Here is a 19,011-nt window from a genome sequence, read left to right as displayed (position 1 = left end):
CGGATCAGCCGAGGGCCAGCGCCTGGACGCGGTCCAGGGCGCCGTTGAACTTGTTGTGGTCGCCGACCGTCGGGCCGGAGGACGTGTACTGCCACATCGTGTAGTAGCCCCAGCCGGCCGGGAGCGTGCCCACGGTGGAGGAGTACCGGGCGATCCACAGCGGGTTGTACGCCGCGAAGCCGCCGTAGTTGCCGGTGCACTGGGTCCACCAGCTCGTCGCCGTGTAGATGACGGCGTCGCGGCCCGTGCGGGCCTTGTACTGGTTCAGGAAGTCACGGATCCAGGTGACCATCCCGCTCTGCGTCTTGCCGTAGCAGGCGGCGCCGTACGGGTTCCACTCGATGTCGAGCGCGCCCGGCAGCGTCTTGCCGTCCCGGGACCAGCCGCCGCCGTGGTCCACGAAGTAGTTGGCCTGGGTGGCGCCGCTCGTCGTGTCCGGCGTCGCGAAGTGGTACGAGCCGCGGATCATGCCGACGTTGTAGGAGCCGTTGTACTGCTGCGCGAAGTACGGGTTCGTGTAGTACGTGCCCTCGCTGGCCTTGACGTAGGCCCAGCGCACGCCGCTGTTCCAGAGGGTCGACCAGGCCACGTTGCCCTGGTGGCCGCTGACGTCGACGCCCTCGGTCTGGGTGGCGCGGGTCATGGGCGGCTCGCCGGTGTCGCCGTCGTGGGCGGCGACCCCCATGCCCATGTGGGCCTCACCGCGCTGGGGGACGTCGCCCGCCTGCGCCGCACCGGGCAGGGCGAGCAGGAGGGAGAGGGCTGCGAGCAGGGTGCCGGCCACGCCGAAGCGGGTCCGGCGACGCGTCGTTCCGGGTCTGTGCACGGGCATGTGCGTGCCTCCGTAGGCCTCGTGGGGGATCAGGTGGGTGGGCTGATCAGGGACCTGTGCCGTTCCGTGCCGGTCGCGCTGTGCCGTCGGGTGCCGCGGGTGGGGGTTCGCCTGCCGACCTGGTGGTGTGTCCGTTCCATGATGATGGTGTGGACATGCCATGCATCACGCTACGCACGTAGACCCGAGCGAGGGAAGAGGGCCTGGAGGGTGCCGTTGGTCTACTCCTGCGAAATACTGGCGGAGCTGCGGCGATGACGCGCGGCGGCGAGAACTTTCAGACAGGGAAACTCGGGGAACCTCAGTCCATGGCTGCTGACGTGCACGAAGACGGGAACGGCGGGCGACGGGGCGCGGAACAGGACGCGTCCTCCGAGGGCGCGCCGCAGGGCGTGGATCACGAGTTCCTCGCCCTGGAGCGGGAGTTGACCTACTTTCTGCGCCGCGCCCGCGCCAACTCCGGCGAGATGGCCCGGGAGGTGCACCCCGATCTCGAACCCTCCGCGTACGGGCTGCTCGCCCGGCTCGAGGAGTGCGGCGCCCAGCGCGCCACCGAGCTCGCCGGCTACATCGGGGTCGGCAAGGCGACGATGAGCCGCCAGCTGCGCGCCCTGGAGGAGCTCGGCTTCGTCGGCCGCGAGCCCGACCCGGCCGACGGCCGCGCCTGGCTCGTCTCGCTCACCGAGCGGGGCCGCGAGGACTTCCGCCGCGTCCGCGACGCCCGCCGCGCGCGGTACGTGCGTCAGCTGGCCGACTGGGACCGCCGCGAGGTCGCGGAGCTGGCCCGCCTGCTGCACCAGCTGAACGCGGGCGCCGAGTAGGCGTCGCGGCGGGCGCTCACAGCTCCGCGTACACCAGCGAGGCGTCGTCGTGCGTCTTGCTGCGCCGCAGATACGTACGGGCCCGCTCGTCCGCGTCCTCCAGGGCGCGGACCCGGGCCACCACGGCCTCGGCGCCCTCCTTGCGGATCAGGGTGAACAGGTCCGACCAGTCGCCCTCGTGGAACTTCTCCACCCAGCGCGTCACCCCGTCGGTCAGCGCGGCGAGCGCCCGGACCTCGGCGCGGGGGAGCGTGCCGGTCACCGCGCGGCGGGCGACGTCCGGGTCGGCGGCCGCGGTGAAGAAGCCGCCCTCCTTGTTGCGCACCGTCGCGTCGGCCACGGCATCGGAGACCAGGGAGGCGCGCGGCACCCGGTCGAGCCGGTCGTCGAGCAGCGCGGTGACCGTGCCGTCCGGCGCCTCGACGAGCAACGCCGAGTCGGACAGGACGAGATGCTCCAGGCGCTCCGCGTCCCAGCGCGCGAGCACGACGGTCGCCTGTGGCGTACGAGGGTGAGAAAGGTCACACGTGCCGCGATGGGCGTCCGCGGTCCGGGCGATCGCGGTGGCCAGGATGTCAAACAACGTCATATCCCGGCGCGAAGCGGACAGTTCCGCGAGGGCGCCGCCGAGGCGGGCCGTGAACCAGGGGACGGAATGCAGACAGCCGGCGTCGCCGGAGGGTGGCGTGACCCCGTCCAGGACCACGAGCGATCCACCCTGCCCGGATGCCGGAAGCGCTACCGATGCGTAGTCCTCGTTCGGGCGCTCGGGGTCACCGGGTTCCGTCGTCAGTTCGATGCGCATCCAGCCAGTCTGCCTGAGTCTGCACGGGGCCTTCACAGGTGTGGCGAACCTCGGTACGACCAGGTGACCTGGCGTGTGCGGCGCCGGAATTGGGGCGGAATGATCAGCTCCGGCGAGGCGTGGCGGGGCATCTTGCCAAAGCCTTCCGAAGACGTCCAACCGGCGCGCGGCGGACCCCCCGCGCCCGGGCCCGGGGAACTTGCTCGCCAACTCCCGCACGATGTTCACTCCTTCGGGTGGCGGGCCAGGTGATGTACGCCTCCTGCTCACCGGCACTGGAATGGTCTGGAGCCATACCAGACGGGCGCGCGTGTTGACGGAGCGTCACCCGTGCCCAGGGGTAGGACGAGTCAGGAATGCGAGCACCAGACGTTGCGGAAGACCTCCGGCGGTAACGGGTCCCTTGGCGTGGGCGGGGTGGGTGCGACGGGCTCCGTCACGGAGCACGGCACGTCCTCCGCGCCCGGTGGCACGGCGCCCTCCCCGGCCCCGACGCCCTCGCAGCCCCCGGCCCCGCCGGTCGGCAAGGGCCGCAAGGCCCGGGTGCGCAACCGGCTGATCGTCGCCGTCGCCGTGGTCGCCGCCGCGATCGCCGGCGCCGCGGCCCCCGCGATCCTCGCCGCCTCCGGCCAGGTGGGCGAGTCCCAGGGCCTCGTCGACGACGCCCAGCGCACCCAGAGCGCCCTCGCGCTGTCCCGTTCCCTGGCCGACGAGCGCGACGAGGTCACCGCCTTCATCGCCGCCGGACGCCCCGAGGGCAAGGGCCTCAGCGAGGAGCGCAGCGGCCGCGTCGACCGCCAGGTCGAGGAGCTGCGCGCCGACGCCGAGGGCCCGCTGACCCGCACCCTCGACGAGATCGCCGCCGTCCGCCGCGCCGCCCTCACCGGCAAGGACACCGCCCTCAAGGCGAACTCCGCCTACTCCGCCGCCATCGCCGGCCTGCACCGGCTCGCCGAGGACCTCGCCGACAGCACGCCTCCCCGGGCCGGAGCGGGCGTCCGCGCCTTCGCCGACCTGGACCGCGCCGTCGAGCAGGCCTCCGCCGCCCGCGGCCTGCTGCTCGCCGCGTACGCGGTGCCCCGGCCCACCTCCTCCACGACGGTCGTCGACCCCGTCACCGGGCTCCCCAAGACCGTCGTCTCGGACGCGGCGGGCGGCGGCGCCGAGGAGCGTGACGGGCTCACCGCCGCCGCCCAGCTCGCCCAGGTCCGCTCGCGGGCCGCGCTCGACGACTTCCGCGAGTCCGCCCCGGCCGCCACCGTCACCGCGTACGACTCGACGGTGAGCGGCCCCGAGGTCGAGCGGGCCGACAAGTACCTCGCCGCGCTCACCGACGCCCCCACGCTGTCCGCCGCCGAACTGGAGTACAGCAGCAAGAAGGTCGACGACGCGCTCACCGCGCGGGTCGACCAGATGCGGGGTGCCGAGGCCGGGCTCGGCGACCAGCGGATCAAGGACCTGGAGCAGCTGCGCGACGACGACGTCACGGCGCTGGAGATCCGGTTCGCGCTGGCCGGCTTCTGCCTGCTCGCCGCCGTCGGCTTCGCGATGGGCGCCGCCCGCTCGCTGACCCGGCCGCTGGCCGTGCTGCGGATCGGCTCCGCGCGCCTGGCCGCCGAGCCGGGCACCGGCGAGCCGATGAAGTTCACCGGGCGCAACGACGAGTTCGCCCAGGTCGTCCGCTCCGTCAACGCCCTGCACGCGCACGCCCTCGCCCTCCACGAGCGGCTCGGCAGCCTCGAGTCCGACCGCAAGCACCTCATCGGCGAGCGGCAGCGGATGGCCGACGACCGCGACGCGCTGCGCGCCGACCGCGAGGCCCTGCGCGCCGAGCTGGCCGACGCCGCCGACCGCCTGGACAAGGCCCGCCACTCCATCCACGGCACCTTCGTCAACCTCGCCCTGCGCACCCTCGGCCTCGTCGAGCGCCAGCTCGGCGTCATCGAGGGCCTGGAGGAGCGAGAGCAGGACCCCGAGCGCCTCGGCACCCTGTTCAAGCTCGACCACTTCGCCACCGTCATGCGCCGCCACAGCGAGAACCTGCTGGTCCTCGCCGGTGCCGAGCACGGCCAGCAGCACGCGGGCGCCGTCCCGCTGGTCGACGTCGTCCGCGCCGCCGTCTCCGAGATCGAGCGGTACGAGCGGGTCCGGATCGCCGCGCTGCCGCCGCACGCGCACGTCGCCGGGTTCGCCGCCGACGACCTCAGCCACCTCGTCGCCGAACTCCTGGAGAACGCGACCTCGTTCTCGCCGCCGGACGCCACCGTCGAGGTCTCCGGCTGGCTCCTGGAGAGCGGCGAGGTCATGCTCTCCGTCCAGGACGAGGGCATCGGCATGGCCGAGGACCGGATGCGGGAGCTCAACTCCCGGCTCTCCTCCTTCACCGCGGAGCAGGCCCACGACCCGGCGGACGCCGAAGGTCTCGGGCTCGGCCTCTACGTCGTCGCGCGGCTCGCCGCCCGGCACGGGATCCGGGTCCGGCTGCGCGAGCAGAAGCAGGGCGGTGTCGCCGCCGTCGCCGTGCTGCCCACCGCGCTGCTCGCCGCCGCGCCCTCCGTGTCGGCGCCGCCGGCCGTGCCGGTGCCGGGCGGCGCCCCGGCCGTGCACCTGCCCGGTTCCGAGGCCGAGGCCAACTCCAACGTGCTGGACGGCCGCAGCGCCGACGGCTCCGAGAGCGCGGACCCGCTCATCGCGGCGGCCGAGCAGGCCGTACGCAAGGCGGAGACCACCGAGCCCGTCGAGCCGCTCGCGCCGGTGGAGCCCGAGCCCGTGGCGACGGACGAGGCCGCACACGAGATCCCCGTGGAGCGTCCGGCCGAGACCACGATGGAGCTCATGGCACCGATACCGGCTCCCGCGGCCGCGCCCGTCACCGCCGGCGAGCCCGACGCGCACCAGCGCACCCCGGACGAGACCACGACCACCACCGGGACGCTGACCACGATCAGCACGCTCCCCGAGCCCGAGCCCGAGCTCGAAGCCGCGCACGAGATCCAGACCCGGCCGGAGCCCGACCACGCTCCCGAGCCGGCCACCGCCGAGGTGCCCCCGCAGCGCACCCCCGAGTCCGCCCCGGCGCACCAGCGCCTCACGGACAAGGGCCTGCCCAAGCGCACCCCGAAGGCCGCCGCCCAGGCGCCCGCCGCGAAGCCGCGCACCGGCTCCGTGGACGCGGACGCGCTGCGCCGCCGGCTCGGCGGATTCCACCGGGGGGCGCAGGAAGGCCGCAAGGACGTCGCGGCCGAGATCGAAGAACGTATCGGAGAAACCAAGGGGGACACCGCCGAGGAGGCAAGCAGTTGACTGCGCCCACCCCTGTATCCAGCGCACTCAGCAGCGCAGCGCGCAATCTGCACTGGCTGCTGACCAATCTGGTCGAGGAGGTGCCTGGGCTGTTCTCCGTCGCGGTCGTCTCGTCCGACGGGCTGCTCCTGCTCTCCTCCGACCCGGGGCACAACGCCGAGGGTCCCGCGGACCACAGCGGCGGCCCGAAGGGTTCCAGCGCCGACCTGGCCACGATCGTGTCCGGCATCGGCAGCCTCACCATCGGCGCCGCCAAGCTGATGGACGGCGGGGGCGTCAAGCAGACGATGGTGGCCATGGAGGAGGGTTCCCTCTTCGTCATGTCCATCAGCGACGGTTCTCTGCTCGGCGTGCACGCCACCCCGGACTGCGACATGAGCGTCGTCGCGTACCACATGGCGCTCTTCGTCGGCCGTGCCGGGCACGTCCTCACCCCCGAACTCCGCAGCGAACTGCGCCAGTCGATGGAGAGCACCCGATGACACCCGGCAGTACGAGTACCGGCAAACTCCCCGTACGCGGGTCCGACCGCAAGGCCGCCCGCGTCCGCCCCTACTCCCTGACCGGCGGCCGGACCCGCTTCGGGCACGTGCTGCTCGTCGAGACGTTCGTGGCGGCCCTCGAAGCGCCCGACGAGCGCCTCGAAATAGGGAAAGGCACGCTCGCGGGCGTCATGCCGGAGATGCGGGCCATCGTGGAGCTGTGCCGTCGCATGCGCACGGTCGCCGAGATCGCGGCGCTCCTCAAGATGCCCCTCGGTGTGGTCCGCGTCCTTCTGAGCGACCTCGCCGACCAGGGAAAGATCCGTGTGTACGGAACCGGTCACGGCCCGGGACAGCCGGACCGCGCGCTGCTCGAAAGGGTGCTGAGTGGACTCCGTCGTCTCTGACGTCACCGAACTCCTCGAGGACGAGGAGCAGTTGCAGGCCTGGCAGACCGACAGGAGCCGGGCCCCGATCGCCACGAAGATCGTCGTGGCGGGCGGGTTCGGCGTCGGCAAGACCACCCTGGTGACCGCCGTGTCGGAGATCCAGCCCCTCCAGACGGAGGCGCTGATGACCCGGGCCAGCGAGGACACGGACGATCTGTCCGCGACCCCCGAGAAGGCCACCACGACCGTCGCCATGGACTTCGGCCGCATCACGCTCGACGACGACCTGGTCCTGTACCTGTTCGGCACGCCGGGCCAGCAGCGGTTCTGGTTCATGTGGGACGACCTGGTGCGCGGCGCGATCGGCGCCGTCGTCCTGGCCGACACCCGCCGGCTGTCCGACTGCTTCCCGGCCCTCGACTACTTCGAGAGCTGCGGGCTGCCCTACGTCGTCGCGGTCAACCACTTCGACGGGTCCGAGGAGTTCGAGCCGGACGACGTGCGCGAGGCGCTCACCGTGCCGCCGCACGTCCCCGTCCTGGTCATGGACGCACGCCGCCGCATATCCGTGATCGAGACGCTGCTCTCGCTGGTCGGCCACGCGCTCGACGCCACCCCCGCGTAGACCCCGCCGGGTCACACCCCTTCATCATCAGTAAGCAAGTTAGAGGCAGTCGATATGTCGCGGAAGATACTCGTCGTCGGAGCCGGCCAGTCCGGTCTCCAGCTCGCCCTGGGCCTCCAGTCCCACGGGTACGAGGTCACTCTGATGTCCAACCGCACCGCCGACGAGATCCGCTCCGGCCGGGTCATGTCGACGCAGTGCATGTTCCACACCTCGCTCCAGCACGAGCGTGACCTGCAGCTCAACTTCTGGGAGTCGCAGGCCCCGAAGATCGAGGGCCTCGGCGTCTCCGTCGCCGCCCCCGGCTCGCACGACCCGGGCCCCACCCAGCGGGCCATCGACTGGGTCGGCAAGCTCGACGGCTACGCGCAGTCCGTCGACCAGCGCGTGAAGATGGCCGGCTGGATGGAGACCTTCGCCCAGCGCGGCGGCCAGCTCGTCATCCACGGCGCGGCCGTCTCCGACCTCGACTACTTCGCCCGCACCTACGACCTGGTGCTGGTCTCGGCGGGCAAGGGCGAGCTCGTCTCCATGTTCGGCCGCGACGCCTCCCGCTCCCCGTACACGGAGCCGCAGCGCGCCCTCGCCGTCTCCTACGTGCACGGTCTCGGCCCGCGCCCCGAGCACCCCGAGTTCGACGCGGTCCGCTGCAACATCGTGCCCGGTGTCGGCGAGATGTTCGTCATGCCGACCCTCACCACCTCGGGCCGCGCCGACATCCTGTTCTGGGAGGGCATCCCCGGCGGCCCCGTGGACGCGTTCAAGGGTGTCAAGGACCCCTCGGAGCACCTCGCGCTCACGCTGGAGCTGATGGAGAAGTTCCTGCCGTGGGAGTACGCCCGCGCCACGAAGGTCGAGCTGACCGACGCCAACGGCACGCTCGCCGGCCGCTACGCGCCGACCGTCCGCAACCCCATCGGCCGGCTCCCCTCGGGCGGCGCCGTCCTCGGTGTCGCCGACGTGGTCGTCGCCAACGACCCGATCACCGGCCAGGGCTCCAACTCGGCCTCCAAGTGCGCCGCCGCGTACCTCTCCGCCATCGTCGAGCACGGTGACAAGCCGTTCGACGAGGACTGGATGCAGTCCGCCTTCGACCGCTACTGGGACACCGCGCAGCACGTCACCAAGTGGACGAACGCGATGCTGCAGGCCCCGCCGGAGCACGTGCTGAACCTGCTCGGCGCCGCCGGCCAGCTCCAGCCCGCCGCGGACCGCTTCGCCAACGGGTTCAACGACCCGGCCGACTTCGAGAACTTCTTCTACGAGCCGGCCAAGACCGAGGCGTACCTCGCGTCGCTGACGCAGTAGCCCCTCTCTCTATTCGGTGGTGGACGGCGGCGCGCCCGGGTCGGAGTACCCGGTGTCGTCGCCGTCCGTCGCTCCCTCCGGCAGAGCGGGGGCCTTGTAGCCGGGCATCGGGTCCGCGCCGGGGTCCGGCCGGACCGCGCCGAGGACGGGGTTCGCCGCGATCGGGGACACCTTGACCTTCGCCCCGGGGCGCGGCGCCTGCACCACCATCCCGTCGCCGAGGTACATCGCGACGTGCGTGGCCTCGGGGAAGTACACGACGAGGTCCCCGGGCCGCAGCTCCCCGATCGGCACCCGGCGCAGCTGGGCCCACTGCTCCTGCGAGGTCCGCGGGATGGTCCGCCCCGCGTGCTCCCACGCCTGCGAGGTGAGCCCCGAGCAGTCGAAGGAGTCCGGCCCCTCCGCGCCCCACACGTACGGCTTCCCGATCTGCTCGACCGCGTACGACAGGGCCGCGTCACCGGCCTTCGAGGGCGAGCGCGGAGCCGAGCTCAGCGCCCCGGACGCCACGAACTCCCGCTGCGCGTCCGCCGTCCCCTTCTTCTCCAGCCGCGCCAGCTCGGCGAGTTGATCGGTGCTGAGCGAGGCGAGCAGCTCCTCGACCTCCTTGAGCCGCCCCTGAACGGCGTCCCGCTCCTTCCGCTTCCTCTCCGTGAGCTGCAACTGCCGGTCGAGCGCGGCCCGGGCGGTGGTGGCGAGCCCGTCCGTCTTCTTCTCCCGCCCCACCAGCCGGGCGATCGCGGCCTGCTGCTCCTTCGCCGCGCGCCGCAGCACATGCCCCTGATCGAGGGCGTGCTGCGGATCGCGGGCCAGCAGCAGGGTCACGTACGGGGAGATGTCACTGCTGCCCTGGTACTGCTCCCGCGCCATCCGCCCGGCCGCGACCCGGCTGCGGCTGAGGTCCCCCCGGGCCCGGGCCAGTTCTTCGCCGAGCTTGTCGGCGGCCTTCTTCCGCTCCTTCAGCTTCTCCTCGGTGGCGTTGTACACCTCGGTGGCCTGCTCGGCCTTCCGGTACAGCCCCTGAAGATCCGTCAGCAGCTCGGCCACCGGCCGCTCCTGCCCGGAGTCCGGACCGGGCGCCGCGCCCGCGGAAGCCGGCTGGAGCACCGCCCCCGCCACGGCCGCCGTGCACACCCACCGCACCAGCCTGCCTGACACCTCATCACCTCCGGTGCGGGCCAGCCCCTGTGCCCCGCACCGTGAACACCAGCAGACCGTCGTACGACCGGCGCGCGGAGCTGAGCGACCCGGCCCAACCCCGCCACCCGTACAGGTCCCGCCCGGCGAGCCGCCTTTACTCGGCGCCCTTCCTCTTGGACCACGGCCACCGGATCTCCCGCCCGGCCTTCCCGTCCGGCGCGAACACGTACCGCCACCGCGTCACGAGCTGCACGGCCTTCCCACTCGGCACGGGCTCCCGCACATACACGAGCACGGTCTGCCCGCCCTCCTCCTGGGGGACCGGCACCTTGTACACCTTGGGCGGATTCCCGGTAGCGGTCACCATCACAGCCAGCGTCCGCCCATCGAGCGGCCCCCCGACAAAGGGGATCTCTTCACTCTTCACGGCCCCAGTCTCTCCCGTCACAGCCGATACGGGTGGACCTCGGCCCCGGGATCAACGGCTCGGCCAGACGGGAAAGGTACGCGTACGGGCCACGGCGACGCCCGCCGCCCGGAATCTCAGCAACGACCCCTCGGACGCCACGACGACCCAGACGCCGTCCTCTCCGTCCTCTCCGCCGCCACCCGTGACCCGGACGGCCTTCCTGCCCGGATGCTCCCAGCCGCGCACCCGTACGTCCCGCGCCTCAGGGAACCGCAGAAAGAACTCGAAACCCTCGCTCCCGCGCTCGCGGGCGAAACCGAGGGTGACGGAGCGCTCCCGCTCGTCGAGGTGAACGTAGAACAGGTCGCTGCCATCCATCAGCTCCCGGAAGCCGTCGGCCTCAGAGCCGTTCATAGAAGGTCTTCTCGCTGGGGTCGGGGACGGTGGAATGACGCTTCGCGTCGACGGCACTGCGGAAGAGATGCGGTCCGTCGTCCGCCCCGCCGGGCCCGGCCCGGAACCCGCTGAGGTGCCCGGCCAGCACGTCAGTGTGACTGGTGAACCGTAGAAGGGAGCGGCCCTCACGGTCCGAGACCTCGACCCGCATCCGGTGCTCGCCGCCACCGAGCTCCGTCAGCGCGAACGACGCGAGGACCGGCGGATCCCACCCGTCCATCTCCAGCTCCTCCACCGCGAGGAACTGCAACTGCCCCTGCACGCTGTCGACCCCGGCGGCCGCCCACTCCTCCGGCAAAGGCAGGGGAGGCGCGGGCAGATCGAGCCGCAGCGTCAGGGTGGGCCCGCGCCAGTCGAGGTGCACGGAGCGGAGGCGGAGGGAGGCCAGGGGGAGCGGGGCGGTGCCGTAGAGCGGGGCGAGGAGGTCGCTGTTGCGTACGGAGAGGTGAGGGCTGGGCACGTGCGGGTCACCCTTCTGTCGCGGCGATCAGTCCGGTCGTCTCAATCATTCCGGTACCAGTCCTCGCCGTCGCTCTCCAGGGCGCTGCGGAGATAGCGGTCCAGCGAGGGCGCGACCCACGTGCGGCTGTCGGTCTCGTGGTCCCAGACGAAGACGTCGTCCCGCTCGGGGGTGCGGACGAAGGCGAACTGATCACCGCCGCCGTTGTCGCCGAAGAACATCAGGGCGTCGAACGGCATGTACAGATCACGGAAATCCGCCTGCGACCGGAACGACGCGTTGTCCTCGAGGATTCGCTTGGCGCTCCATACGTACTCGGTGCCGTAGTCGTCCTCGATGCCGTCCGTCTCCAGCAGCAGCTCCCGCAGTGCTGACGGGAGTTGTTGTCCGAGTTGCTCCTCGATGCGGTTCAGAGCCTCGGGGAGCGCCGGATCCTTCGGACTCATGGCGTGTCACGCAGGCGGCGTGCGATGTCGATGTCGACTTGGAGGGCGCTGAAGCGTGGCGGATCGCGGTCGGGGTCCAGGACCACGACGTGCAGCGTGTCCCCGACCTGCGGCGGGGCCACATTCGGGTCGCGCCACGACGGGTGTTTCACCTGATCGATGAATCCGGGCGAACCCTGTGCGTCCACGCGGGACCCGACGGGGGCCGCCCCGACGACCGTCACGTCGAGTTCCTCATGGGTACGGAATGTCATTTCGGTCCTCCGTAGATCGACACCCAGCTCCGCCCCTGCGTGAGTTCGTCGGGCACGATGCCCCGCACGGGCGGGAACACCATCCCGTCCACGCCGTCCGCGCAGTCGAGCGCCACCCCGCACGGCACACCGGCGGCCGGTACGGCCACGTCGAGCAGCCTCGCACCCAGCCTGTTCGTCGGAGAAGGCCAGGACGAAACGGATGCCGTTGAAGTCCGCGGTCAGCAGCCCGCGCTCCTCCTCCGGGCCCGGCTCGTCGCTCAGCGGCACCAGCACGGCGGTACGCCGGAACTCGCCCAGGAGACGGGCGAACTCCCGCTTCCGGGCCACCACTTCCGGGTCGTCGAGCGCGGCGGCGCCGGGAACGTCGTTCTGCGCCGCGGGAGCTTCCGGCGGTGCGGGTTCTTCCTGGGCGGGCACCGCCGCCGGTTCACCGACGCCCTGCGCCGGCTCTCCGGCCGCGTCGGCTGATGGCGCCGGATCGGCCGGCCCGCTCATCTCGGCGTAGTCGGCGAGGCGTGATCTAGGTGTCTTCTGCCGCCCGCAGCGGTCACTGCAAATGTGCGCCCTCGTCCGTCAGGCCCAGCACCCGCCGCACCAACCCCGCGACCGGCCCGTCCGGGGGCTCCAGCGTCAGGGCCCGGCGTACGGCTTCCGCGGTTTCGGGGTCGCGGGTCGCCGCCGCGGTCAGGATCGCCAGGAACTGGTCGACGAGGCCGTCGCGGAGGTCGTTCAGGGGTGGCTGCTTGTCCTCGTCCAGCCAGATCAGGGAGGCCGCCTCGACGGAGGTGATCCACATGCGGACCGTCATGCGCAGACGCGGGCCCGGTCCGGTGGCGGACAGATGGGCCAGGATGTGGGCGGCGGCCGCGCGGCGCACGCCGTCCACGATCGCCGTCGTCCGGGACGTCTCGACGACGCTGCCGCCCTGGAGCAGCGCGGCGAAGCCCATGTCGTGCTCGTCGACGAAGGCCAGATAGCGGTCCAGGGCGCGGGCCAGACGCGTGGTGAGCGGGCCCTCGGGCGGCTCGGCGAAACACTGCTCGAGCGCGTCCGCCGCCGTACGCAGCGCCGCCTCGTACAACTGCTGCTTGCCGCCCGGGAAGTAGCGGTAGACGAGCGGCCGGGAGACCCCGGCGGCCTCCGCCACGTCGTCGAGCGAGACCTCCTCGGGGGCCCGGTGCGCGAACAGGGACAGCGCCGCCTCCAGCAGCTGCGCGCGCCGCTCCTCGACGCTGAGCCGTCTGTAGGCGGGCGTACCGGTTGCCGAGGTCATGGTGCGAAGAGTAACCGGCATGTCCCGGTCCGTCCTCAGGCCAGCAGCCCGGAGGAGCGCCACAGTTGACGCCCGACACCGCGCAGCACGCCGAGGTCCTCCAGGAAGTCGGTGAGCCGCCGGGCGCCGGTCTGCATGACCTCGCGGCGGTGCCCGCTGGCCTTGACCTCGGCCAGGGCGCGCCGCCGGTCCAGGCCCACGTTCGTGTAGACCTCCGGGTTGATGAAGGCGATGGAGAAGACGCGGGCGAACTCCCCGGAGGTGAGCCGGGTGAACTCGCGCGACCAGCGCGGGGCCGTCACCATCTGGCGCCGCAGCTCCTCACGCGCGTACCGCACGTGCCGGGCCTCCTCGACGACATGGATGCGGGTGACCCCGCGGATCAGGGTCTGCACCCGCTCGTCCGGGAACGTCAGGCGCTGCATCCAGTCCAGGATCTCCTCGCCGAGCAGCGTCGCGGTGAACGAGCCGGGCGTCGTCGACACCGTCTTGAACAGGCGGCCCAGGTGGTGGTGGACGGGCGCCACCGGATAGTGCGGGGTGCCGCCGCGCGTGATGAGCCGGGCGAACATCTTCGAGTGCCGGCACTCGTCCTCGATCTCGGTCAGCGCGTACCGCACGTGCGCGCTCGTCGCCGCCTTGTCGTAGACGTGCCGGACCAGCAGCTGCATGAGGATCAGCTCGAACCAGATGCCGAGCGAGGCGAGCGCCGCCGCCTCGTGCCGGGACAGCGCGATCCGCTGCTCCTCGCTCATCCGCTTCCACAGGGGGGTGCCGTACAGCGACACGAGCTCCGGCGGCCAGAACCACTTGCCCTCCTCGAAGGGCGCGTCCCAGTCCAGCTCCACGTCCGGATCGAAGGAGTGCTTCGCGGAGGACTCCAGCAGCCGCTCGGCCACCCGCTCACGGCTCCTGAGCAGGCCGAGCGCGTCCCGCAGCCCTTCCAGCGCCGCGTCGTCGGCCGGTGTCGTGGTCGTCATCCCTGACTCCGCATCCCTGGGGGCGAGTTCACTCTTATGAGATGCCTTGTCAGCAAGGCCGTCAATGGTTTGCGCACGACTTGTTGACCCCGCGTCCAACAGCGTGTGAACCTGCCGGTATGTCGACGCACGAGCTCTACACCAGGGCCCCGAGCGACCTCAACTGGCAAGTACCGTCGGCCAGTTCGGCCCGCTTCAGCTGGGAATACGACGACGGACGCGACCGGCTGCTCGCCTTGTACCAGAAGGGCAAGGACAAGCAGTGGGACGGCGCCAAACGCATCGACTGGGACCTGGAGGTCGACCCCTGCGACCCCCTCGGCACCCCGGACGAGGCGATGTCCCTGTACGGCACGCCCCACTGGGCGAAGATGACCGAGCGGGACCGGGGGGAGCTGCGCAAGCACTACGCGTCCTGGCAGTTCAGCCAGTTCCTGCACGGGGAGCAGGGCGCGATGGTGTGCGCGGCGCGCATCGTCGAGTCCGTGCCCGACCTCGACGCCAAGTTCTACTCCGCGACCCAGACCATGGACGAGGCGCGGCACGCGGAGATCTACGGGCGCTTCCTCCACGAGAAGATCGGGATGCTCTACCCGATCGACGACAACCTCCAGGCACTGCTCGGCGACACCCTGCGCGACTCCCGCTGGGACATGCCCTACCTGGGCATGCAGGTGCTCATCGAGGGCCTCGCGCTCGCCGCGTTCGGCATGATCCGCGACACCACGGACAAGCCGCTCCCGAAGCAGATCCTCGCCTACGTGATGCAGGACGAGGCCCGTCATGTCGCGTTCGGGCGGATGGCGCTCCGTGACTACTACCAGCAGCTGACCGACGCCGAACTGCGCGAACGCGAGGACTTCGTCATCGAGGGCTGCTACCTGATGCGCGACCGGCTGCGCGGCGTCGAGGTCCTGGAGGACTTCGGCATCCCCCGGGCGCAGGCCGAGGAGTACACCGAGCAGTCCGAGTTCCTGGCCCTGTTCCGGCAGTTGCTCTTCTCCCGGATCGTGCCCTGCGTGAAGGACATCGGCCTGTGGGGCAAGCGGCTCCAGGAGGCCTACGTGGACCTCGGCGTCTTCGAACTCGGCGACTCGAACCTGGACCAGCTCATGGCCCAGGACGAGGAGGTCGCGGAGAAGCTGGACGCGGAGCGGTTCGCGGAGGAGGAGCGGGGGCGCGTGGAGGAGGTCGAGGCGGCGATCCGGGCCGGCGAGAGCTGAGGACCGGTCGAAGGGCTGGTCGGGCGGCACGGGGTGTCGGTGGCATGCAGTAGCGTCTCGATCGTGTCCACGCCACCTCCGCCCCAGCCCCAGCAGCCGAACCCGTACGGCCCGCCGCCGCAGCCGCAACCGCCGTACGGGCAGCAACCGCCGTACGGTCAGCAGCCCTACGGTCAGCAGCCGTACGGTCAGCCGCAGGCGTACCCGGGGTTCCCGCAGCAGCCGGGAACCCCCTACCCCGCCCCCTTCGGCGCCCCGCCGCCCCCGAAGAAGCGCACGGGCCTGATCCTCGGCATCGTCGCCGGAGTCGTGGCCCTCGGGATCGTCGGCATCGGCACGCTCGCGTACATCGGTTCCCGGGTCGGGGGCGGCTTCCCCGAGGCCGAGTACAAGCTGACGCTCCCGCAGACCGTGCTCGACGGGAAGTACGAGCTCGCGCAGGACATGTCCGAGGAGAAGGGCCAGGCGCTGGAGAAGGAGGCCGACGACTCCTGGGACGCGCGCGACACCAAGGCCGTCGTCGGGCAGTACACGCTCGGCGGCGACGCGTCCAAGGGCGTGCTCGTCGTGTCCGGCATGTACGGGCGGTTCAAGAACACCGACCAGGCGCGGGACAACATGATGAAGGGCGGCGGCGAGGCGGAGAACGCCGAGGTCGCCGTCGAACCCCGTGACTTCCACCCCGCCGGCAGCGACGTCACCATCACCTGCGAGGTGCTCACCCAGTCCAGTGGGGCGGGACAGCTGACCATGCCGATGTGCGGGTGGGTGGACGGCAACACCGGCGCGTCCATCGGCGAGGTCGACACGGAGTCGATGTCGAAGGACCCCGAGGACGTGGACCTGGCCGCTGCGGCGGCGACCGCCGCGAAGGTCCGCACCGAGCTCCGTCAGCGCCTCTGACCTGCCGGGACGACCCCGGGACCCTCAACCCCCCGCCGAGCGGAGCACCGCTTCCATGACCGCGCGGGCGATGGGCGCCGCGTTCCCGCCGCCGCTCACGTCCGCCCGGTTCGCCTCCGCGTCCTCCACCACCACCGCCACCGCGACCTCCGGCTGCGCGGCCCGGGCCGACTGGGCGTAGGAGATGAACCAGGCGTACGGCGTGCCCTCGTTGTTGACGCCGTTCTGGGCCGTGCCCGTCTTGCCGCCCACCGTCGCCCCGGGGATCCGCGCGTTCGTACCCGTGCCGTCCTCGACGACGTCGACCATCATCTTCTGGAGCTGCGACGCCGTGTAGGGCGACATGGCCTGGCGGTACGTACGGCTGCCCGTGGTGGAGATCGCGGTGCCGCCGCCCGTCGTCGTACGGTCGACGAGATGCGGCGCCATCACCGTCCCCCCGTTCGCGACCGCCGCCGCCACCATCGCCATCTGCAACGGCGTCGCCCGCGTGTTGAACTGCCCGATCGAGGACAGCGCCAGCTGCGACTGGTTCATGTCGGTGTCGAAGTTGGAGCGGGACACGATCATCGGGACGTGCACGCCGGGGTCGTTGAAGCCGAAGGCCCGCGCCGTCTCCACCATGTCGTCCAGGCCCACGGCGACCCCCAGCCTCGCGAACACCGTGTTGCACGAGATGCGCAGCGCGTCCTCGAGCGTCGCGTCCTCGCAGGCGGCGGAAGCCGACTCGTTGCCGAGCCGGGTCCTGGTCCCGGGCAGTGTGTACGGCACCGGCGTCCGGGTCGGTGTGCCGATCCCGTCCACCACCTCGTGCTCCAGCGCCGCCGCCGCCGTGACGACCTTGAACGTCGAACCGGGCGGATACGTCTCCCGGATCGCCCGGTTGAGCATCGGCCGCTCCGGATCCGCGTTCAGCCGCCGCCACGCCCGCTCCGCCGCCGTCCCCGTGCCCGCGAAGTCACCGGGGTCGTACGAGGGCGCCGTGACCAGCGCGAGGATCCGCCCCGTCGCCGGTTCGATGGCCGCGACCGCCCCCTTCTTCCCGCCGAGCCCCGCGTACGCCGCCTCCTGCGCCCCCGCGTTCAGCGTCGTCGCCACGTCCCCGCCCGGCTCCCGGGACCGCGACAGCTCCGGCCAGAAGGGGAACGGGGAGAGCAGCGGATCCGTACCCGACAGGAGGCCGTCCTCCGAGCCTTCCAGGAACGAGGAGCCGTACGTCTGCGAGGCGTACCCGGTGACGGGGGAGTACAGCGGCCCGTCCTTGTACGTGCGCTCGTACCGCAGCGCCTGCTTGCTGTCCCTGGCGCCGGTGACCGGATGGCCCTGCACGAGGATGTCGCCGCGCGGCTGCCCGTACTGCGCGATGCTGCCGCGTCGGTTGGCCGGGTTCGCGTCGAGGGAGCCGGACTGGAAGACCTGGACGCGGGTGGAGTTGACCAGCAGCGCCACCAGCAGGATCAGGCAGAAGACCGCGGCGCGGCGGATGTACCGGGTCACCGCCCGGCCCCCGGCCCGACGGCGGGCAGCGCTCTGCGGGCCGAGTCGCTGATCCGCACGAGGATCGCGACGATGACCCAGTTCGTGACGACGGACGAACCGCCCTGCGCGAGGAACGGCATCGCCATACCGGTCAGCGGGATCAGGCCCGTCACCCCGCCCGCGATCACGAAGACCTGCAGCGCCACGATCGAGGCGAGCCCCGTCGCGAGCAGCCGGCCGAACGGCTCGCGCAGTTCGAGTCCGGCCCGCAGGCCCCGCTCCACGAGCAGCGCGTAGAGCAGGTAGATCGCCGTCAGCCCGACCAGACCCAGTTCCTCGCCGGCCGTCGCCAGGATGAAGTCGGACTTCGCGGCGAAGCCGATCAGGATCGAGTGCCCGAGCCCGAGTCCGGTGCCGAGCATCCCGCCCGCGGCGAACGCGAACAGCGACTGCGCGAGCTGCCCCGGCCCGTCGCCCGCCGCGATCGAGGCGAACGGATGCAGCCAGATCTCGACGCGGCCGTGCACATGCGGCTCGAAGGAGGCGACGACGAAGGCGCCCGCCGCGGCGAGGAGCAGTCCGATCGCGATCCAGCTCGCCCGGCCCGTCGCCACGTAGAGCATCACGATGAACAGGCCGAAGAAGAGCAGCGAGGTACCGAGGTCCGTCTCCAGGATCAGGACGCCGACGCTGAGCAGCCAGATCGCGAGGATCGGCGCGAACACCCGCATCGTGGGGAGCTGGAGCTTCCAGATCCGGCGGCCGGTGTGGGTGAGCGCGTGGCCGTTCGCCGCGAGGTAACTGGCGAAGAAGATCGCGAGGAGCACCTTCGCGAACTCGCCCGGCTGGATGGAGAATTCACCGATCCGGATCCAGATGCGGGCGCCGTTCACCGCGGGGAAGAAGCCCGGCAGGATCATCAGGGCGAGCGCCGCCGCCACCGACAGGTACGCGTACCGCTGGAGCACCCGGTGGTCGCGCAGCAGCATCACGAAGACGATGAAGAGGGCGACGCCGATCGTCGACCACACCAGCTGGGTGGGGGCGGCCTCGTCGCGCGGGGTCTCCAGGTCGAGGCGGTAGATCAGCACCAGACCCAGCCCGTTGAGGAGCACCCCGATCGGCAGCAGCAGCGGATCGGCGTACGGGGCGCGCAGCCGGACCGCGATGTGCGCGAGGAGTGCGAGCACGCCGAGCCCGGCGCCGTAACCGGCGGCGCCGGGCGGGACCGCGTCGCTCCTGGCGAGGCCCACGGCGCAGTAGCCGTAGACGCTGAGCAGCACCGCCAGGACCAGCAGGGCGAGTTCGGTGCCCCGGCGTCCGGGGACGCGCACGGCGGGCACCGAGGGGGGAGCCTTCGTTCCCGGTGAGCCCGGTGTACCCGTGGGTGCGGTCATACCGGGAACGTAGCAAGCAAGTG

The 19,011-nt window shown here is 71.7% G+C and carries 21 protein-coding genes; 9 read left to right on the top strand and 12 right to left on the bottom strand.

What is annotated here, in order from left to right; all coding sequences use genetic code 11:
• Positions 1-4: 4 nt before the first annotated feature.
• Positions 5-832, bottom strand: a complete 828-nt coding sequence (locus tag ACIBTU_RS37125) for a lysozyme (RefSeq protein WP_399131146.1) — start codon at positions 830-832, stop codon at positions 5-7.
• A 320-nt stretch (positions 833-1,152) separates the two neighbouring features.
• Between ACIBTU_RS37125 and ACIBTU_RS37120 the strand changes: the two genes are divergently transcribed.
• Positions 1,153-1,653 (top strand): MarR family winged helix-turn-helix transcriptional regulator, encoded by a 501-nt coding sequence (locus tag ACIBTU_RS37120; protein WP_399131171.1) that lies wholly within the window; start codon positions 1,153-1,155, stop codon positions 1,651-1,653.
• Positions 1,654-1,669: 16 nt separating this feature from the next.
• Here ACIBTU_RS37120 and ACIBTU_RS37115 read toward each other — a convergent pair whose 3' ends face one another.
• Positions 1,670-2,458 carry a protein phosphatase 2C domain-containing protein gene (locus ACIBTU_RS37115; protein ID WP_399131145.1) on the bottom strand — a complete coding sequence of 263 codons (789 nt, stop codon included), beginning with the start codon at positions 2,456-2,458 and terminating at the stop codon, positions 1,670-1,672.
• 417 nt (positions 2,459-2,875) lie between these two features.
• On the opposite strand from ACIBTU_RS37115, the gene ACIBTU_RS37110 reads away from it, so the two are divergent.
• Genes ACIBTU_RS37110 through ACIBTU_RS37090 form a run of 5 tightly spaced genes read left to right on the top strand, consistent with a single transcriptional unit; the run spans position 2,876 to position 8,565 of the window.
• Positions 2,876-5,761, top strand: a complete 2,886-nt coding sequence (locus ACIBTU_RS37110) for a nitrate- and nitrite sensing domain-containing protein (RefSeq protein ID WP_399131143.1) — start codon at positions 2,876-2,878, stop codon at positions 5,759-5,761.
• On the top strand, positions 5,758-6,243 hold the full coding sequence (locus ACIBTU_RS37105) for a roadblock/LC7 domain-containing protein (RefSeq protein ID WP_399131142.1): 486 nt from the start codon (positions 5,758-5,760) through the stop codon (positions 6,241-6,243). The genes ACIBTU_RS37110 and ACIBTU_RS37105 overlap by 4 nt, the downstream gene beginning before the upstream one ends.
• Positions 6,240-6,650: a DUF742 domain-containing protein gene (locus ACIBTU_RS37100; RefSeq protein WP_399131141.1), complete on the top strand. Its 411-nt coding sequence runs from the start codon at positions 6,240-6,242 to the stop codon at positions 6,648-6,650. Before ACIBTU_RS37105 ends, ACIBTU_RS37100 begins: the two co-directional genes overlap by 4 nt.
• On the top strand, positions 6,631-7,257 hold the full coding sequence (locus ACIBTU_RS37095) for a GTP-binding protein (RefSeq protein WP_399131140.1): 627 nt from the start codon (positions 6,631-6,633) through the stop codon (positions 7,255-7,257). Before ACIBTU_RS37100 ends, ACIBTU_RS37095 begins: the two co-directional genes overlap by 20 nt.
• Positions 7,258-7,311: 54 nt before the next feature.
• Entirely contained in the window at positions 7,312-8,565 is a 1,254-nt protein-coding gene (locus ACIBTU_RS37090; protein ID WP_399131139.1) for a styrene monooxygenase/indole monooxygenase family protein, read from the top strand.
• Positions 8,566-8,574: 9 nt separating this feature from the next.
• Here the strand turns inward: ACIBTU_RS37090 and ACIBTU_RS37085 are convergent, their stop codons facing one another.
• The 6 genes from ACIBTU_RS37085 to ACIBTU_RS37060 form a co-directional block, all read right to left on the bottom strand.
• Positions 8,575-9,723 (bottom strand): NlpC/P60 family protein, encoded by a 1,149-nt coding sequence (locus ACIBTU_RS37085; protein WP_399131138.1) that lies wholly within the window; start codon positions 9,721-9,723, stop codon positions 8,575-8,577.
• Between the two features lie 136 nt (positions 9,724-9,859).
• Entirely contained in the window at positions 9,860-10,072 is a 213-nt protein-coding gene (locus tag ACIBTU_RS37080) for a hypothetical protein (RefSeq protein WP_399131137.1), read from the bottom strand.
• A 111-nt stretch (positions 10,073-10,183) separates the two neighbouring features.
• On the bottom strand, positions 10,184-10,528 hold the full coding sequence (locus tag ACIBTU_RS37075) for a hypothetical protein (RefSeq protein WP_399131136.1): 345 nt from the start codon (positions 10,526-10,528) through the stop codon (positions 10,184-10,186).
• Positions 10,515-11,030 carry an Imm50 family immunity protein gene (locus tag ACIBTU_RS37070; protein WP_399131135.1) on the bottom strand — a complete coding sequence of 172 codons (516 nt, stop codon included), beginning with the start codon at positions 11,028-11,030 and terminating at the stop codon, positions 10,515-10,517. The genes ACIBTU_RS37075 and ACIBTU_RS37070 overlap by 14 nt, the downstream gene beginning before the upstream one ends.
• Before the next feature lie 41 nt (positions 11,031-11,071).
• Positions 11,072-11,476, bottom strand: coding sequence for an SMI1/KNR4 family protein (locus ACIBTU_RS37065; protein WP_399131133.1), 405 nt, complete (start codon positions 11,474-11,476; stop codon positions 11,072-11,074).
• Entirely contained in the window at positions 11,473-11,730 is a 258-nt protein-coding gene (locus tag ACIBTU_RS37060; protein ID WP_399131132.1) for a hypothetical protein, read from the bottom strand. The genes ACIBTU_RS37065 and ACIBTU_RS37060 overlap by 4 nt, the downstream gene beginning before the upstream one ends.
• Positions 11,731-11,787: 57 nt before the next feature.
• Here ACIBTU_RS37060 and ACIBTU_RS37055 point away from each other — a divergent pair, with 57 nt between their 5' ends.
• Entirely contained in the window at positions 11,788-12,201 is a 414-nt protein-coding gene (locus ACIBTU_RS37055; RefSeq protein ID WP_399131130.1) for a hypothetical protein, read from the top strand.
• Between the two features lie 79 nt (positions 12,202-12,280).
• On the opposite strand, the gene ACIBTU_RS37050 is transcribed toward ACIBTU_RS37055, so the two are convergent.
• Together ACIBTU_RS37050 and ACIBTU_RS37045 are read right to left on the bottom strand one after the other, a co-directional pair.
• Entirely contained in the window at positions 12,281-13,006 is a 726-nt protein-coding gene (locus ACIBTU_RS37050) for a TetR/AcrR family transcriptional regulator (RefSeq protein WP_399131129.1), read from the bottom strand.
• Positions 13,007-13,041: 35 nt separating this feature from the next.
• A complete protein-coding gene (locus ACIBTU_RS37045; RefSeq protein ID WP_399131128.1) occupies positions 13,042-13,986 on the bottom strand; it encodes a diiron oxygenase in 945 nt (314 codons plus the stop codon).
• 119 nt (positions 13,987-14,105) lie between these two features.
• Between ACIBTU_RS37045 and ACIBTU_RS37040 the strand changes: the two genes are divergently transcribed.
• Together ACIBTU_RS37040 and ACIBTU_RS37035 are read left to right on the top strand one after the other, a co-directional pair.
• Positions 14,106-15,209, top strand: coding sequence for a ferritin-like domain-containing protein (locus tag ACIBTU_RS37040; protein ID WP_399131127.1), 1,104 nt, complete (start codon positions 14,106-14,108; stop codon positions 15,207-15,209).
• A gap of 63 nt (positions 15,210-15,272) precedes the next feature.
• Positions 15,273-16,112, top strand: coding sequence for a hypothetical protein (locus ACIBTU_RS37035; RefSeq protein ID WP_399131126.1), 840 nt, complete (start codon positions 15,273-15,275; stop codon positions 16,110-16,112).
• Between the two features lie 24 nt (positions 16,113-16,136).
• On the opposite strand, the gene ACIBTU_RS37030 is transcribed toward ACIBTU_RS37035, so the two are convergent.
• Both ACIBTU_RS37030 and ACIBTU_RS37025 read right to left on the bottom strand, forming a co-directional pair.
• Complete coding sequence (locus ACIBTU_RS37030) at positions 16,137-17,609, bottom strand: penicillin-binding transpeptidase domain-containing protein (protein ID WP_399131125.1); 1,473 nt, start codon at positions 17,607-17,609, stop codon at positions 16,137-16,139.
• Entirely contained in the window at positions 17,606-18,988 is a 1,383-nt protein-coding gene (locus tag ACIBTU_RS37025) for an FtsW/RodA/SpoVE family cell cycle protein (RefSeq protein ID WP_399131124.1), read from the bottom strand. Before ACIBTU_RS37025 ends, ACIBTU_RS37030 begins: the two co-directional genes overlap by 4 nt.
• Positions 18,989-19,011 lie beyond the last annotated feature (23 nt).

This window comes from Streptomyces sp. NPDC050145, assembly GCF_044460245.1.
Taxonomy (GTDB): domain Bacteria; phylum Actinomycetota; class Actinomycetes; order Streptomycetales; family Streptomycetaceae; genus Streptomyces.
The sequence above is the reverse complement of the archived record's forward strand: the minus strand, read 5'-3'. Positions and strand labels throughout refer to the sequence as shown.

What these genes read in the sequence shown, in the direction of transcription:
- ACIBTU_RS37100 (WP_399131141.1), top strand. Translation starts at nt 6,240, where the DNA reads ATGACACCCGGCAGTACGAGTACCGGCAAACTCCCCGTACGCGGGTCC.
- ACIBTU_RS37115 (WP_399131145.1), bottom strand. Translation starts at nt 2,458, where the DNA reads ATGCGCATCGAACTGACGACGGAACCCGGTGACCCCGAGCGCCCGAAC.
- ACIBTU_RS37125 (WP_399131146.1), bottom strand. Translation starts at nt 832, where the DNA reads ATGCCCGTGCACAGACCCGGAACGACGCGTCGCCGGACCCGCTTCGGC.
- ACIBTU_RS37080 (WP_399131137.1), bottom strand. Translation starts at nt 10,072, where the DNA reads ATGGTGACCGCTACCGGGAATCCGCCCAAGGTGTACAAGGTGCCGGTC.
- ACIBTU_RS37055 (WP_399131130.1), top strand. Translation starts at nt 11,788, where the DNA reads ATGCCCCGCACGGGCGGGAACACCATCCCGTCCACGCCGTCCGCGCAG.
- ACIBTU_RS37050 (WP_399131129.1), bottom strand. Translation starts at nt 13,006, where the DNA reads ATGACCTCGGCAACCGGTACGCCCGCCTACAGACGGCTCAGCGTCGAG.
- ACIBTU_RS37090 (WP_399131139.1), top strand. Translation starts at nt 7,312, where the DNA reads ATGTCGCGGAAGATACTCGTCGTCGGAGCCGGCCAGTCCGGTCTCCAG.
- ACIBTU_RS37045 (WP_399131128.1), bottom strand. Translation starts at nt 13,986, where the DNA reads ATGACGACCACGACACCGGCCGACGACGCGGCGCTGGAAGGGCTGCGG.
- ACIBTU_RS37060 (WP_399131132.1), bottom strand. Translation starts at nt 11,730, where the DNA reads ATGACATTCCGTACCCATGAGGAACTCGACGTGACGGTCGTCGGGGCG.
- ACIBTU_RS37065 (WP_399131133.1), bottom strand. Translation starts at nt 11,476, where the DNA reads ATGAGTCCGAAGGATCCGGCGCTCCCCGAGGCTCTGAACCGCATCGAG.
- ACIBTU_RS37025 (WP_399131124.1), bottom strand. Translation starts at nt 18,988, where the DNA reads ATGACCGCACCCACGGGTACACCGGGCTCACCGGGAACGAAGGCTCCC.
- ACIBTU_RS37075 (WP_399131136.1), bottom strand. Translation starts at nt 10,528, where the DNA reads ATGAACGGCTCTGAGGCCGACGGCTTCCGGGAGCTGATGGATGGCAGC.
- ACIBTU_RS37040 (WP_399131127.1), top strand. Translation starts at nt 14,106, where the DNA reads ATGTCGACGCACGAGCTCTACACCAGGGCCCCGAGCGACCTCAACTGG.